The 15,909-nt window shown below is 42.6% G+C and carries 14 protein-coding genes; 8 read left to right on the top strand and 6 right to left on the bottom strand.

Going from position 1 to position 15,909, the window contains the following annotated elements; all coding sequences use genetic code 11:
• Nucleotides 1-173: 173 nt before the first annotated feature.
• The gene (locus SJ2017_RS20835; RefSeq protein ID WP_055024138.1) at nt 174-608 is read right to left on the bottom strand and encodes an acyl-CoA thioesterase; all 435 of its coding nucleotides are present in this window, start codon (nt 606-608) and stop codon (nt 174-176) included.
• Between the two features lie 153 nt (nt 609-761).
• Between SJ2017_RS20835 and SJ2017_RS20830 the strand changes: the two genes are divergently transcribed.
• A complete protein-coding gene (locus SJ2017_RS20830) occupies nt 762-1,991 on the top strand; it encodes a hypothetical protein (protein ID WP_080917230.1) in 1,230 nt (409 codons plus the stop codon).
• Nucleotides 1,992-1,993: 2 nt separating this feature from the next.
• A complete protein-coding gene (locus tag SJ2017_RS20825; protein ID WP_080917229.1) occupies nt 1,994-3,013 on the top strand; it encodes a Solitary outer membrane autotransporter beta-barrel domain in 1,020 nt (339 codons plus the stop codon).
• 98 nt (nt 3,014-3,111) lie between these two features.
• Here the strand turns inward: SJ2017_RS20825 and mtnC are convergent, their stop codons facing one another.
• Complete coding sequence (gene mtnC / locus SJ2017_RS20820) at nt 3,112-3,795, bottom strand: acireductone synthase (protein WP_055024141.1); 684 nt, start codon at nt 3,793-3,795, stop codon at nt 3,112-3,114.
• A 207-nt stretch (nt 3,796-4,002) separates the two neighbouring features.
• Between mtnC and SJ2017_RS20815 the strand changes: the two genes are divergently transcribed.
• Complete coding sequence (locus SJ2017_RS20815; protein ID WP_055024142.1) at nt 4,003-4,452, top strand: dCMP deaminase family protein; 450 nt, start codon at nt 4,003-4,005, stop codon at nt 4,450-4,452.
• A gap of 97 nt (nt 4,453-4,549) precedes the next feature.
• Here the strand turns inward: SJ2017_RS20815 and SJ2017_RS20810 are convergent, their stop codons facing one another.
• Nucleotides 4,550-5,323, bottom strand: a complete 774-nt coding sequence (locus SJ2017_RS20810; protein ID WP_080917227.1) for a DNA/RNA non-specific endonuclease — start codon at nt 5,321-5,323, stop codon at nt 4,550-4,552.
• Nucleotides 5,324-5,699: 376 nt separating this feature from the next.
• Here SJ2017_RS20810 and arrA point away from each other — a divergent pair, with 376 nt between their 5' ends.
• Both arrA and arrB read left to right on the top strand, forming a co-directional pair.
• Nucleotides 5,700-8,264: an arsenate respiratory reductase molybdopterin-containing subunit ArrA gene (gene arrA / locus SJ2017_RS20805; protein ID WP_244899740.1), complete on the top strand. Its 2,565-nt coding sequence runs from the start codon at nt 5,700-5,702 to the stop codon at nt 8,262-8,264.
• An 11-nt stretch (nt 8,265-8,275) separates the two neighbouring features.
• Complete coding sequence (gene arrB, locus SJ2017_RS20800; RefSeq protein WP_080917226.1) at nt 8,276-8,980, top strand: arsenate respiratory reductase iron-sulfur subunit ArrB; 705 nt, start codon at nt 8,276-8,278, stop codon at nt 8,978-8,980.
• A 62-nt stretch (nt 8,981-9,042) separates the two neighbouring features.
• On the opposite strand, the gene SJ2017_RS20795 is transcribed toward arrB, so the two are convergent.
• Together SJ2017_RS20795 and hutI are read right to left on the bottom strand one after the other, a co-directional pair.
• Entirely contained in the window at nt 9,043-9,414 is a 372-nt protein-coding gene (locus tag SJ2017_RS20795) for a metalloregulator ArsR/SmtB family transcription factor (protein WP_055024145.1), read from the bottom strand.
• A 185-nt stretch (nt 9,415-9,599) separates the two neighbouring features.
• Nucleotides 9,600-10,826 (bottom strand): imidazolonepropionase, encoded by a 1,227-nt coding sequence (gene hutI / locus SJ2017_RS20790; RefSeq protein ID WP_065110498.1) that lies wholly within the window; start codon nt 10,824-10,826, stop codon nt 9,600-9,602.
• A 227-nt stretch (nt 10,827-11,053) separates the two neighbouring features.
• Here hutI and hutC point away from each other — a divergent pair, with 227 nt between their 5' ends.
• The 3 genes from hutC (at nt 11,054) to hutH (ending at nt 15,055) form a co-directional block, all read left to right on the top strand.
• The gene (gene hutC, locus SJ2017_RS20785) at nt 11,054-11,761 is read left to right on the top strand and encodes a histidine utilization repressor (RefSeq protein WP_080917224.1); all 708 of its coding nucleotides are present in this window, start codon (nt 11,054-11,056) and stop codon (nt 11,759-11,761) included.
• Between the two features lie 79 nt (nt 11,762-11,840).
• Nucleotides 11,841-13,514 (top strand): urocanate hydratase, encoded by a 1,674-nt coding sequence (gene hutU / locus SJ2017_RS20780; RefSeq protein WP_055024147.1) that lies wholly within the window; start codon nt 11,841-11,843, stop codon nt 13,512-13,514.
• Complete coding sequence (hutH, locus tag SJ2017_RS20775; RefSeq protein WP_065110500.1) at nt 13,514-15,055, top strand: histidine ammonia-lyase; 1,542 nt, start codon at nt 13,514-13,516, stop codon at nt 15,053-15,055. The genes hutU and hutH overlap by 1 nt, the downstream gene beginning before the upstream one ends.
• Before the next feature lie 104 nt (nt 15,056-15,159).
• Here hutH and SJ2017_RS20770 read toward each other — a convergent pair whose 3' ends face one another.
• Nucleotides 15,160-15,699: a TonB-dependent receptor gene (locus SJ2017_RS20770; protein WP_080917223.1), complete on the bottom strand. Its 540-nt coding sequence runs from the start codon at nt 15,697-15,699 to the stop codon at nt 15,160-15,162.
• Nucleotides 15,700-15,909 lie beyond the last annotated feature (210 nt).

Genomic DNA, 15,909 nt, shown 5'->3' with positions numbered 1-15,909 from the left:
GTTGGGCTATTAAAAAACTAAAGCAAGTTGAATCAAATTTAAAGAGCCGCATTAACAGTGATGTTATGCGGCTTTTCTTCGCAATTTATTCGGTGACGATTGAAGCTTTACTCGATGATTACTCGATAAATACCCAATAACTATCCAATAACTACCCAATAGCTACCCAATAGTTACTCACTCGGTTCAGCGTGCTGCTTGAGGGCATCTAATAGCTCAGGCGTTAAAGTGGCTTTTTGACCTGTTTTAAAGTTAAACATCACTACGTTAGCCGTTCCTGTTGTTGTCACTGCTTGTTGCGCTTTACTGAAAATACGGTAATGCATGACAAAACGATCTTGTTGAATATCACTGATGCTGACACTGACTAGCAAGGTGTCTGGAAAGGTGACTGGGCGTTTATAGCGAGCATGAGTCTCGCTGAGTACTGGGCCTATGGATGTCTTAGCAAGATCGTCCATCATATTAATTTGGCTGAAAAAATCGATTCTTGCGGTTTCAAAGTAACGAAAATACACCACGTTATTCACATGGTTTAATGCGTCCATTTCGCCCCATGCCACTGGAATTTCAGTGATAATTGAATGCTGCTGAATAAACTGTTCCATTGTATTGGCTGTCCCTTTTAAAGTTAAACGCTTGTTTGATTTTTATTCAGAGTAACAGGCAATGAAGGCTTCAACAAGCTGGGAATATTTTGCTATCAAAAGAGCAATATGTTTTGATGATGTTAAACAATGTTTTGCTATGGAATGCATCGATTGAAATCAATAAATTATCCTCGCCTTATGCAGCTTTTGTATAAACCGGGAATCACATTAGCAAGTTTGCCAAGCGCAATATTGGGCTATCTTAAATCCATCATCAATAAGTTAACAGTGGCGCAAAAGCTGTACTTCATTGCCTTCATATTAATGTTTACCACTGAAGGTGTGACTATGGTGGGGATCATTGCGATGATTGCAATGATGATTGAGTTTTGGCCCTTGTTTTCTAAGACTTGGCATAGCTTGGCGGGTAAAGCCTTTTTGCTATTATTTTACGCCATTATTGCCAATTTTTCGTTAGTGTGGGCAGCCTCTGTCGTTAATGAAGTTTCAGGTGTTGATGCGGATCATTTAACCTATACCCACAACTTAGTGATTTTGCTGTATATGCCAGTATGGTTCGTATTGGTGAGCGGCGTCGCCTTAATGCTGCTGCAAGCTGTCATCCCAATTTATTTTGTATTGATGCCAGTACTTAGCTTGCTTGGTGTTAAATCTATACGTTTTACTAATAGTGAGCATTATCGAAAACGCACGATATTGCTACGAATGATATTGGCGTATGTGGTGTTAGCTAACCTGTATTTATTAAGTGATATTGAAAACACCTTTGAAAGTAGTGATCCCAGAGCAAAAATGATCAAATTGTTAGAAGAGGAAACAGGTGAAAAACCTGAAGATATTGATGCGGGTTTGCAAAAACTGTCAGCCGTTGGTGCGAAAATTGTCGAAGGTAAGGCTGAGGGAGAGGCTGAAACAACTTTAGCTGCTGAGAATAATGACATAGAAAACCTTAGCTCTACTGAGCCTGCACCTGTTTCTGTTCCTGATTCTGTGACTGCAACTTCTAACGAAGATACTCCTCCAGATATCGCCTCGAGCACTCAAAAGGTGATTGAGGATGCGGTACAACAATCAATTAAACAAGTGCAGCAAAACGAAGTGAAGCGTTTGAGTGTTGGGGCAGATGAGGCGGCTGAGAGACGTTACGATATTATTCGAGAGAGTTATCGCTTGATGGTAAGAATGACGATTGCCAATTTTATTTATTATTTTGAGGGTAATCAATTTTCTCGCTGTGAGTCTCAATTGAATAGTAAAGTGATTGAGTTAAATGACTATGAGATTTTAGAAATTACCCCCACTGACGCAAAAGCTAGTCGTTATGGTTACGAGTTTTTGGTTAAAGCTTGTGTTTCACCCGCATTTCCAGCAAAGGGTTAGCCATGAAAACGTTCAGCATCGGTAATTCTCCTATGGTTATTCGCTGGGGCTTTAGTTGCATTCTTGCACTCATAAGTCATTTAGCTTTTGCCAATACGGATATCACAGTGGATCAAAGTTTAAGTGATATCACTAAAGGCAACATTGCAACTGCGATTGTGTTGTCGGATGCGGGCTTAGTGACCTTAGGGGTTGTCAATTTTGATCCCAGTAACATTGTGGATCTGGATAATATCGATACTGGGTCTAAAGAATCCATTCAACGCCGCAAGGAATTAAGCGTTTACTCGATCCCTTGGGAAAGCAATTGGCTTGAGCTATCACCTGATTGGCAAACGGCCAGCTTTGTGAAGTTCTCATTTATTAATTCGAAACAATCTTTACAACTCTCTGATCAAGCGAACATGACTGAAAAGCTCGATGAAAAAAGTTATCTATTATCTGCTGAGCAGCGCTGGCGGTATGAGTTATCTTCGAATTGGTGGTTGCAGCTTGGCTTAGGTGGTCATTATATTTGGTATCGAAATCATTTTGACTATAGCCCAGCACTTGAGGGACTGCGTCAAGACTTTGATGGTGAGGTATTTAATACTTCTTTCGATGCCTGGATGGTAGATCCTACGCTTGAATTACATTATCAAGGCACGCTTTGGGAAAATAAGTGGCAGTTTATAAGCCGTGTTAATTACGCTTTTGGCAATATCGTCAATGCAGACTCACCTGAACAAACAGGTACTCCCCATGTTGGCCGTTTTAGTAATACATTTATTTATCATTACCCACTGCCTGAGCTGATGGGTTATCGCAATGAAATGCGCTTTTTATTTAAGCGAATAGACTTAACCGGTGATGCAGTCGATAGCATGGGGACGAATCATTATTATGAAATGGGTTTAGGCTGGCTCGTTGAAACGCCGTCTTTATCATCATGGTTAACCAACATTGGTATTGGTGTGACGGTGAATATTGATAGCGTATTAAGTGGTGGCAGTGTGGTGTTGCTTTTTAATGAAGAGATTTAACCCACTAGCGTTATGTGCCAGATAATAAAAAACGACCTTTGGGTCGTTTTTTATTAGGGCGTTAAGCGCGTATGGGTTACAACGCTGAATTTGCAGGCTTAGCAATCAATAGGTAAAGCCGAGAAATCGCTAATTTGTGCAAACTTAGCGGTTTTTTGATTGTCAAAACGCACCATTTGGCAAGTATGTAACCCTGCTGCGTCAGCGGCTTTTAACTCTTCAATCACATCAGAGATAAACAAGACTTGTTTAGGACTTAAGCTCACGGTATTGAGAATATTACAGTAAGCTTGTTTATCTAACTTGTTACCCGTACGGGTATCAAAATGACCGCTGAATTTAGGTGTTAAATCACCTGCATCGCTGTGACTGAATAGCATTTTTTGCGCTTCAGCTGAGCCAGAAGAGAAACTGTAAATACGGATGTTTGCCGCTTCAATTCGTGGAATCGCATCGATAAAATCCGGGTAGATATGACCAGTAAATTCACCACTAGCGTATCCCTGTTTCCAAATTAGCCCTTGAAGGGTCTTAAGTGGTGTCGCTTTACGGTCTTCATCAATCCACTGTGACAGGATTTCTGTAACACGTTCGATAGAGGCGTCTTGTTCTAAAGCAAGATCACGTACGTCACTAATACAGTATTCAACCAATGGGTTATGTTGATTCTTACTCAGAAAATCGCCCATGGCTTTTTTTGAATAAGGGAATAGTACATCGTGAATAAAATCTAGATCAGTCGTGGTGCCAGCTGTATCTACGATAATCGCTCTAATACCCATAGTGTCTACGTACTCCAATCCTTAAATGTGCTTGCTCAAGATCCTAAGCTTTATTAGGTCTGATGGCTAGTCAATTTGTAATAACAAAGTAGAGGAATACTCAAATCAATGATATTCCACTGTAATTTGCTGCCAATGTTGCTAACTTTAGGTATTATGAATAGATAAAAGCCAAGTTCACACTCAGCAAACAAAAGGGGAGCCGCTATGATTTCAAAATGGGCAAAACGATTTTTTCAGATGGCTGAGCTTGTAGGATCATGGAGTAAAGATCCGTCAACTCAAGTGGGTGCGGTGATCACTAAGCATAATCGTATTGTTTCTGTCGGCTTTAATGGTTATCCCCATGGGATTTCTGACAGCGCTGAAACTGATGATCGTGATATGAAGTTACTCAAGACCTTGCACGCAGAAGAGAATGCGATTTTATTTGCTAAGCGTGATCTTGATGGCTGCGATATTTGGGTGACCCATTTCCCGTGTCCTAATTGTGCTGCAAAGATCATTCAAACAGGGATTACTGGGGTATATTGCCCAGAGCAAAGCCAAGATTTCTTATCTCGCTGGGGCGATAAAATTAAAATTAGCCAAGATATGTTTTTGCAAGCAGGTGTTAAAGTGAATTGGTTACCTGTTGATGCATTAAAAGACGAGTAATCAATTTGGCTTGTAGTGTTTTTAGATGATTAATGCCGACAAATGTCGGCATTTTATTAGGCTTTAAAGTAAGCTCCAGTGTTAATATCTATACTGATTAACAGCCAATATCGGCGCTAATCCCTCCCAATTTTGATTCAACAGCGTAAGCTTTACTGTTCGACATCCCAGGCAATATATTGAGTCCAGTTCGTGATTCAACTTGGTCTATCGTGACTTCTTTGTTGCAGTAATAATCATTACGCCCACTATTTTGCTCCATGATAAATCCGCTTGCTTTGACGTATCCTGAATGACTAATCGTTGCGACAACTTTAAAGTACCCCGAAGGGATTCGATGGTTTTCGTCGGCTTGAGGCAGCGTACCAAAGTAATATTCATATAATGGACCAGTGACGACATAAACTTGCTTTCCACTTCGGGCTAAGTTGCGAACCGCTGTTTCCAGTTTGACCCATGGGCCTTGGTTTAAATTAGAACTTTGCGGAGTGATATTTGATAAATAATTTGTTTGGCTCCACGAACTGGTATTACTAAAGCTTGCTAGAGGCACTTGATGGCCTCTGTCAGTCTGTAATATTGCATGCGCATCTTTGTAATCACTGGCTTCTAGCGTATAAGCGCTAGCTATATTGGGGTCTGATTTCCAACTGCGTGAGCGACTTGGTCCATCAATACTGTTTGGGGTGACTTTATAAGCTACCCAGTCGGCAAATTTAGTCGTGCGGTTATTACTCATTGTATATATAGCACGATTAATCAGATCGTTATTTGATGCAGCACCACTGGGACAACCGTAGCGACTGCAATTATCAGCCGCGAATGCTGTATGACTAATCAGTAATGCACCAAGTAAGAAAAATATCCTCATTTTTAGTCCTTTTAAAATAGTAGATAAGTTGACGCTAATATTCTGTGCAGATAGGTATGACAAAGGTGTGACGTTTTTAAGAAAGTGAGTGCTAGGGGTTAAGCTGTGAATTTATGAATCGTAAAGTAACCCGTTATTTTACGTGTCTATTTATGGTTAATGGTTAAGCAAAAAATGTATTAGCATCGACTTTTTCATTAGAAAAAAATCAGAAAATTATGACGATTTTATTACTTAGGTCGCATTAATTTTGATTATTTTTAAAACTGTGAACTACCTCCTTAGATATATCTTTTCAAAAAGTATTTACAAATGTATATATATGAATAGTTATATATATGGTTCATCATATGTGTTGTGTTCAAAGGGGATTGAGATGAGCAATAAAGTAGATACAGGTAGAAGAGCGTTATTAAAAACCTCGGTGGCAGGTGCTGCACTGTCTGGGATCGGATGTAGTAGTTCGAGTTCAATTGAACCTGTGATGAAGGGAATTGAGCATGAGTTACCAGCTGCTGATACAGTTACAGGTACAGGTCAGTGGGTCGGCACAACCTGCCAAGGCTGTACTTCTTGGTGTGCTAAACAAGTGTACGTAATGGATGGCAGAGCAGTAAAAATACGAGGCAATGTTAATTCAAAAGTACATGGTGAAGCGAGTTGCCCTAGACAGCATTTAAGTCTTCAACAAGTGTATGACCCAGATCGGGTAAAAACACCACTTATGCGAACCAACCCTAGAAAGGGTAAAGAGCATGATCCAATGTTTAAGCCTATTTCGTGGGATAAGGCATTAGATTTACTTGCAGATAAAATCCTTGCTCTAAGAGCCGCAGATGAATCTCATAAATACGCCTTACTTCGTGGACGCTATTCTCATATCAATGAACTGATGTATAAGCATCTTACTCAGATGATTGGTTCACCGAATAATATCTCTCATAGTTCAATTTGTGCAGAAGCGCATAAAATGGGGCCTTACTATCAAGATGGTAACTGGGGCTACAATCAGTACGATGTTGAAAATACCAAATTTATTCTTTCATTTGGTGCTGACCCCATTGCGAGTAATCGTCAAGTTTCATACTACTCAAAGATATGGGGCGCGGCATTAGATAGCGCTAAAGTTGTGGTTGTCGATCCTCGTTTATCAGTATCAGCCAGTAAGGCACATAAGTGGATCCCAATTGAACCAGCTCAAGACAGCGTTTTAGCCTTAGCCATTGCCCATGTTGCCTTGGTTGAAGGTCTGTGGCATAAGCCGTTTGTGGGGGATTTTGCTAATAAGCAAAACCAGTTCATTGCGGGTCAAGACGTTGATGCTGCTGCATTTAATGAGCTACATACTCATGGCGTGGTTGATTGGTGGAACATCAGCTTAAAAGATTACACTCCTGAATGGGCAGAGTCTGTCACTAATATTCCTGCTGATACCATTATCAATATTGCGCGCGATATGGGCAAAGCGGCCCCCGCGGTACAAGTGTGGACATCTCGTGGTGCTGTTATGCACACCCGTGGTACTTACACTTCACTTGCTTGTCATGCATTAAATGGTTTATTTGGTGGTATTGATAATAAAGGCGGTTTATTCCCTGCTAATAAAATCAAGCTGAATAAGAGCTTCCCTGATTCGAAACCTTACCTTGATGCGGTGGCAAAAAAAGGGGTTAAGCACCCTAAAATTGACCAGCGTGGCACCTTAGCGTTTCCTGCGCTTAAAAAAGGTAAGCCAGGCGGTGGTGTTGTCACCAGCAATACGCCTAACGGCATGCTAAGTGCTGATCCGTATGACATTAAAGTCATGTTGGCATACTTCAACAACTTTAATTTCTCATCACCTGAAGGCCAGCGTTGGAATGAAGCATTAAGCCAACTCGACTTTATGGCTCATGTGACCACCAATATTTCAGAATTCAGTTGGTTTGCAGACATCATATTACCTGCTAACCATCATATGTTTGAAAAGTGGGGCGTATTGGATTCTATTGGTAATGGTGTCCATCAAGTATCGGTACAGCAACCGTCGATAGATCGTTTATGGAATACCAAAGACGATGAGTCAGAAATCCCTTATTTATTAGCAAAAAAACTGGCTGATAAAGGGTTTGATATGCCTTGGCGTTATATCAACGAGCAGTTACTGGATCCAGAAACGAAGCAGCCTGCAAAAACTGAAAAAGACTTTGGTGAGCTATTGGTGAAATACGTGACGTCACCATTGTGGACTGACGGTGCTGCCAAATATGGTGACAACATGACGTCTTGGAAAGAATTTACCGATAAAGGCGTGTGGAACAGTCATCCTTATGAACTCAAAAGCCGCTGGGGTAAGTTTAAAACCGAAACCCACAAGTTTGAGTTTTACAGTAAAACCCTCGAAAAAGCTCTGAACAAGCATGCAAAAAATCATCACGTGAGTGTTGATGACGTAATGAAAGCGTGTGACTACCATGCAAGAGGAAAAGAGGTATTTGTACCGCATTACGAAGATCCTTATCGCTTTGGTGACGAGAAACAATATCCATTACTGCTAGTGGATCAAAAATCTCGTTTAAGCAAAGAAGGCCGCTCAGCTAATACACCATGGTTCCATGAATTTAAAGATGTCGATCCTGGGGATATTGCCAACGAAGACACGGCAAAGATTAACCCGATAGATGGTGAAAAGCTCGGCCTTAAAACCGGTGATGCGATTGTGGTTACCAGCCCTGTAGGTGAATTGACATGTACCGTCGCGCTTTGGGAGGGAGTGAGACCTGGCACTGTGGCTAAATGTTTTGGTCAAGGGCATTGGGCTTATGGCCGCCATGCGAGCAAAACATTTGGTAAAGAAGCGAGAGGTGGTTCAAACAACGACATCATCGCAGATAGATATGACAGATTAAGTGGGGCATCTGCTTTCTATGGCCATATTCGCATTAACGTAAAAAAAGCCTGAGGTAAGAGATTATGAGACTCGGAATGGTAATTGACCTACAAAAATGCGTAGGTTGCGGTGGCTGTGATTTAGCCTGTAAAACCGAAAATAACACTGCTGATGGCGTCAAATGGTCGGATCATATTACTAAAACAGAAGGGCGCTTCCCTGATGTGAAGTACAGCTATATTCCAACTATGTGTAATCACTGTACTAATGCTGCCTGTGTTGAAGTGTGTCCAACAGGTGCAATGTATAAAGACAAGCGTGGATTAACGCTGCAAGATAATGATAAATGTATTGGTTGCAGGAAGTGTGAACGTGCTTGTCCATATGGCGTGATTAGCTATAACAAACAAGTACCGCACCGTGATTGGCAAGATGATGAAGCCTTAGTGGCGGGGGCGACAGCTTCTCCACATGCATTATTGAAGAAGGTGGATATTAAAACCTTCCCGTATATGAATCCTGAGCGTGGTGATACTTATCCTGAAGTTCGCCCAAGAAGAACCACTGAAAAGTGTACCTTGTGTGATCATCGATTAGATAAGGGATTGAGCCCAGCTTGTGTGACGGCATGTCCATCAGGTGCAAGAGTATTTGGAGACTTTGACGACCCAAGTAGTGAGGCGGCACGTTTGATAAAAATGAACCCTTCACAACAATTGAATATTGATGCTGGTACTAAACCGAATGTGTATTATATTCGCAGCTTTAATGTTAAAACCCTGTATTAACGTTACTGGAGAAAAAAGAGATGCTAGGTTCGCCAGCATCTCTTTCTCGTGTTTTCTGTTATTTACTTTGTCGAACCACAACATAATATTTGAGGTCTATCTTCATTTTTACCGACTAAATTGAGTTTTGCTAGCGGGCCTGCAACCAGTGCTTTATTGCCATTATAGGTTTCTGATAATACTGTTTTTGCCCAAGATGGCAGTTGCGTATTGATAGAATAATAAATCCATTGCCCCTGTCGACGGTTTACCACAAGACCCGCTGTTTTTAGTAGAGCAAGATTACGGGATATTTTAGGCTGTATTTCATCAAGTGCTTCGGTAAATTCACACACACATAGCTCTTTTTCTGCAATTAAGAGCATCACAATTGATAGACGTATTGGGTCTGATAAAGATTTAAAAAGGCCAATGGGTGTTAGCTGAGAAGTCATGGTCTAAACAGGTTGAAAAATTTTGGTCACCTTATGAGTTTTAGGCCATTTAGTCAATTCAAAAATATTGAGCTGATGCGAGTTGTAGTGAGCCTATAGAGCGGCTAAAGACCAACTATAGCCCAACTATAGCCCAATAAGAGGGAGTACTAATTCCCTCTTCAGATGTTGATATTAATGCAGGATTATTGATGAACTAGCACACCATTTTTGACGACATCTTTACACGGATTCACTCCATAGGCGTAGGCCAATTGAGCTGGTGTGGCAATATCCCAAAGACAGAAATCGGCCTGCATACCTTGTGCAAGCATACCAACATTTTGTTCTATTCCTAACGCTTTGGCTGCGTTTACCGTTATTCCTTTTAATGCTTCTTCTGGGGTGAGTTTGAATAAAGTGCAAGCCATGTTCAACATCAATAAGGTGGAACAAATAGGCGATGAGCCAGGGTTAAAGTCGCTAGCAACCACAATCGGCACGTTATATTGACGTAATAGTTCAATCGGTGGCATTTTCGTTTCACGCAGAAAATAAAACGCTCCAGGTAGCAAGGTGGCGCAGGTGCCACTTTCTGCAAGTGCTTTAACGCCAGCTTCATCGAGGTATTCAATATGATCGACTGATTTTGCGCCCAACTTAGCGGCCATCGTCGAACCGCCCATATTAGACAGTTGCTCGGCATGAAGTTTTATTTCGAGGCCTGCCGTTTTTGCGGCAGTTAATACTCGCTCTGTTTGGTCAAGGTTGAAGGCAATGTTTTCACAAAAAACATCAGCTGCATCAGCAAGGTTTTGTTCAATAACGGCAGGCAACATCTCGTTAATGACGAGATCCACATAGGCCTCTGTATCATGTTTATATTCTGGTGGAATAGCATGAGCGCCAAGAAAAGTTGTTTTTACATCGACATGATGATTGCGCCCTAGTTCACGTGCAACCTTGAGTAATTTCACTTCCGTCTCGGTATTTAATCCGTAGCCTGATTTAATCTCAACTGTCGTCACCCCTTCTTTGGCTAGAGCATTGAGGCGTTGACGGCCGAGATCGAATAATTCAGCTTCTTCCGCTTCACGGCAAGCATTAACTGTCGAAATGATACCTCCTCCAGCACGAGCAATATCTTCATAGCTTGCGCCTTCAAGTCGCATTTCAAACTCGTTGGCACGGTTGCCTGCGAACACTAAATGAGTATGGGCATCAATAAGGCCAGGGGTTATCCATCCGCCACGACCACGATATACGGGCATATCAAATACATCAAAGTCAGGTAATTCTTTGCGCGGTCCAAGCCAAGCAATTTTGCCGTCTTTAACTGCAATAGCGGCATCAGTGATAGCGCCATAAGCTGCTGAATTATCTGGATCCATAGTAGCAATATTAACGTCAATCCAAACGTGGTCCCACGACATGGCAACTCCTGAGCGTAAAATTAATTATTCGATTAAGGCAAAACAATACTTGTTTTAACTTGTATATACAAGGTAAGGTTAACGCCGAGTTTTTAATCGTAACGTGGGTTAATTCACCAAAATAAGCAAGTTTTAGGCAGTTCTATTCATGAAAACCTTATCGCTTGCCACTAATAAACCCTCTAGCGCGTGCAACTACAACACATTTTACTCAATTGGATAAGACGATGGCACTAGCAAAATTTGCACAAATTAAGCAGTACATTTTAGCGCGCATTGAAGCGGGCGAATGGCAAGAGAATGATCGCGTGCCTTCTGAAAACCAGTTAACTGAGTTGTTTGATTGTAGTCGAATGACCGCACGTCGTGCATTAACAGAATTGGTGGAATCTGGAGTGTTAGAGCGCAGTCAAGGATTAGGTACTTTTGTTGCGGGGCTTAAATCGCAGTCTTCGTTATTAGCCATTCGCAATATTGCCGATGAGATTAAAGACAGGGGGCATGGCTACAGTGTTAAGCAACTTGAATTGGCACAAGTAAGTGCACCCAGTGCAGTGGCTATTTCGTTAGGGCTTGAAGAAGGCAGCCCAGTTTTTTATTCAGTATTGGTGCATTGCGAACAAGATAAACCTTTGCAAGTGGAAGAGCGTTATGTGAATCCGCAAATGATCCCCGACTATTTAAAACAAGATTTCAATCTGCTTACGCCTCACGAGTATTTATCTAAAGTCGCTCCCTTAACCGAAGCTCGCCATACCATTGAAGCCGTTATTGCCAATGAGCAAACCCAACAGCGTTTAGCCATTGAGCCTACAGAACCTTGCTTACAAATTTTACGTCGCACTTGGTCTCGAAAAGGGGTGGTGAGTTTTGCTCGATTAACTCACCCCGGCAGTCAATTCAGACTAGGTGGTCATTTAACGTTTAACCGATAGATTGTCATTTATAAAAACAAAAAAGTCAGGCTTTAGCACCTTTGAGTGTTAACAGTTGAAGATAATTGAAGGAAATATAATGAGTAATAGACACGACCCTAGCCGTAATATTATCGCACCTCACGGCACGACACTCGCCTGTAAAAGCTGGTTAACTGAAGCTGCAATGCGGATGTTAATGAATAACTTACACCCAGATGTTGCTGAGCGACCTGAAGACTTAGTGGTTTATGGCGGTATTGGCCGCGCAGCTCGTGATTGGCAATGCTATGACAAAATTATTGAAGTGCTTCAACGTCTTGAAGACGATGAAACCTTACTTGTTCAGTCTGGTAAACCTGTTGGCGTATTTAAAACCCATGATAATGCACCGAGAGTGATTATTGCCAACTCAAACTTAGTTCCACACTGGGCTAATTGGGAGCACTTCAACGAGCTGGATAAAAAAGGCTTGGCCATGTACGGCCAAATGACCGCAGGCTCGTGGATTTATATTGGTACTCAAGGGATTGTTCAAGGCACTTACGAGACCTTTGTCGCGATGGCAAAACAGCACTTTGAAGGCAATGCAGCAGGTAAGTGGATTTTAACGGGCGGCCTGGGTGGTATGGGCGGCGCACAACCCCTTGCTGGCACCATGGCGGGTTATTCAGTATTGGCATGTGAAGTCGATGAAACGCGTATTGATTTCCGTCTGCGCACTCGTTATGTGGATAAGAAAGCGACCTCATTAGATGAGGCTTTGGCCATGATTGATGAAGCTAATGCCATTGGCAAACCTGTTTCTGTCGGACTACTCGCTAATGCTGCTGACATTTTTGCGGAATTAGTTGAGCGCGGTGTGACGCCAGATGTGGTCACTGACCAAACATCTGCGCACGATCCATTAAATGGTTATTTGCCTCAAGGCTGGACGTTAGAGCACGCTGCTGAAATGCGTAAAACTGACGAATCTGCTGTAGTTAAAGCGGCTAAACAATCGATGGCTGTTCAAGTTAACGCGATGCTAGCGCTGCAAGCAGCAGGCGCGGCTACCACCGATTACGGTAATAACATTCGTCAGATGGCATTTGAAGAAGGTGTTGAAAATGCCTTTGATTTCCCAGGTTTTGTTCCTGCATATGTGCGTCCATTATTTTGTGAAGGGATTGGCCCTTTCCGTTGGGTCGCTTTATCTGGTGATCCTGAAGATATTTATAAAACCGATGCCAAGGTAAAAGAGTTAATTCCTGATAACCCGCATTTGCATAATTGGTTAGATATGGCCCGTGAGCGTATTGAGTTTCAAGGGTTACCGGCGCGAATTTGCTGGGTAGGGCTAAAAGACCGTGCACGTTTAGCCTTAGCATTTAACGAAATGGTGAAAAATGGTGAATTATCTGCGCCGATTGTGATTGGACGTGATCATCTTGACTCTGGCTCTGTTGCTAGTCCAAACCGTGAAACGGAATCGATGCTTGATGGCTCTGATGCTGTATCAGACTGGCCACTAATGAATGCTTTATTAAATACTGCTAGCGGCGCAACTTGGGTGTCGCTGCACCATGGAGGTGGCGTTGGTATGGGCTTTAGTCAACATTCTGGTGTGGTGATTGTGGCAGATGGCAGTGATGACGCTGCTGCGCGTTTAGGACGCGTGTTGTGGAATGACCCAGCAACAGGTGTTATGCGACATGCTGATGCTGGTTACGATATCGCCATTGATTGCGCGAAAGAGCAAGGTCTAGATTTACCAATGCAAGGAGTGAAGTAATGACGGTACAACATAGATTATTACTGAACCCAGGTACGCTATCACTGGCTCAGTTACGTAAAATTAGCCGTGCTTCAGTGAACATCACCTTAGCAGATGAAGCGATTGCAGACATCAATACCAGTGCTGGGTTAGTGCAACAAGTCTTAGATGAAGGCCGCACGGTTTATGGTATTAATACGGGCTTTGGCTTATTAGCCAACACTAAAATCGCGCCAGAAGATTTGCAATTACTGCAGCGCTCTATCGTGCTTTCTCATGCTGCTGGTACTGGGCAATATATGCAAGATGCCACTGTGCGATTGATGATGGTATTGAAGATTAACTCTCTGAGCCGTGGTTTTTCAGGTATCCGATTAGAAGTGATTAACTTTCTTATTCAGTTGGTCAATGCGGGTGTTTATCCATGTATTCCTGAAAAAGGCTCAGTTGGTGCATCAGGTGACTTAGCCCCCTTGTCACATATGTGTCTGCCGTTACTTGGTGAAGGTGAAATGAGCTACCAAGGTCAAATCATCACAGCGACAGAAGGGCTTGAAATTGCTGGGCTTGAGCCAATTGAGCTCGCTGCTAAAGAAGGTTTAGCTTTATTAAATGGCACCCAAGCATCAACAGCATTGGCGCTTGAAGGGTTATTCCACGCTGAAGACCTCTTTGCTGCCAGTTCCGTGATTGGTGCAATGAGTGTCGAGGCTGCCATGGGCAGTCGCAGTCCATTTGATGCACGTATTCATGCTGCACGAGGCCAAAAAGGTCAAATTGACTCAGCAGCTATTTTCCGTCATTTGCTAGGTGATGAGTCTGAGATTAGCCAAAGCCATGTTGATTGCGAAAAAGTACAAGATCCCTATTCACTGCGCTGCCAGCCACAGGTATTAGGGGCATGCTTAACCCAAATACGTCATGCGGCTGAGGTGTTGGCGGTTGAATCTAATGGTGTGACTGACAACCCATTAGTATTCCAAGATACAGGCGATATTATCTCTGGTGGTAACTTCCATGCGGAGCCAGTTGCTATGGCGGCCGATAACCTTGCTATTGCCATCGCCGAACTGGGATCGATAGCTGAGCGTCGTATTGCGCTACTGATTGACTCTAGCTTGTCAAAACTACCGCCATTTTTGGTGGAAAATGGTGGGGTTAACTCTGGCTTTATGATTGCTCAAGTGACAGCTGCGGCGCTGGCATCAGAGAACAAAACTTATGCTCACCCAGCATCAGTAGACAGTCTGCCGACGTCTGCCAACCAAGAAGATCATGTTTCGATGGCTACATTTGCTGCTCGACGTTTGCGTGATATGTCTGAAAATACACGAGGTGTATTGGCGGTTGAATTACTTGCTGCGGCGCAAGGGCTTGATTTCCGCAAGCCATTACAGCCAAGTAAAGCTGTAGCGAGTGCGAAAGCGCAGTTACGAGAAGTTGTTGAGTATTATGATAAAGACCGTTTCTTTGCGCCTGATATCGATAATGCAACAGACTTGCTATACAGCGCGAGTTTTAACCGTTATCTGCCTGCGGGTTTATTGGCGAGCTTTTAAATGTCGATGATGTAGTGCGTTGACTAAGTGAGAGTGATAACAAAAAGGACCGCAAGGTCCTTTTTTGTTAGGGATTTTTATTAGGGATTTTTATTGGGGAAATATTACATGGTGACACCAATGGATATGACCGCTGCTTCTGAGTTGGTATCGTAACCTGCACCAATCACAAAGCCATTCATAATGGTGTATCTGAGGCCGACTTCCGCTCCCCAGTCCTTTTGACGTTCACGCTCCCAAACAGGCTCAGCACCAACAATCAGTGGGACGATATTATCTGTGGTGTTTTCTTCGTAGATAAACGCCGTGGCGCCAGCGTACACACTTAAATCTTGAGTTAAGCTATAGCTCAAACCAAAACGCCACATGTACTCTTTAGCATAGCCTTCGCCAGGTTCTGGAACATCAATATCGTACTCACTGCCCCATGCATAGCCGATATAGTATCCCCAATCCGCATAATCAGGGTCAAAGTGTTTGGCTGCAATAGTGACACCAAACATGTCACCACGAGTATCAATATAGTCGACTAATAGGGCAACAGAAGGCTTGAACTGTTGAGGTTCCTCTGTGCTTGCTTGGGCGTGTTGGCTATATGCGACTAAGCTAAAAGTGAATAGTAAAGTGAGCCAAATTTGTTTCATGTAAACCTCTACCTGATTAGATGGCGCTATTGTTAGTTGCTAAAGGCTGGAGGTCAATAATTGCGCGTATCTTTCACGACATTGTCGTTGATTTTGGGTTAATTGTTAGCGACTTGTTTCATGTCAGTGAGCGGTTTTATGTGTCAGTGTCATATAATTGATTATCATTGCTCTTGCGAGAAATATGCTATGTTAGTCAGTGTTTTCAAG

The sequence above is a fragment of the Shewanella japonica genome, from assembly GCF_002075795.1.
GTDB classification, from domain to species: domain Bacteria; phylum Pseudomonadota; class Gammaproteobacteria; order Enterobacterales; family Shewanellaceae; genus Shewanella; species Shewanella japonica.
The sequence above is the reverse complement of the archived record's forward strand: the minus strand, read 5'-3'. Positions and strand labels throughout refer to the sequence as shown.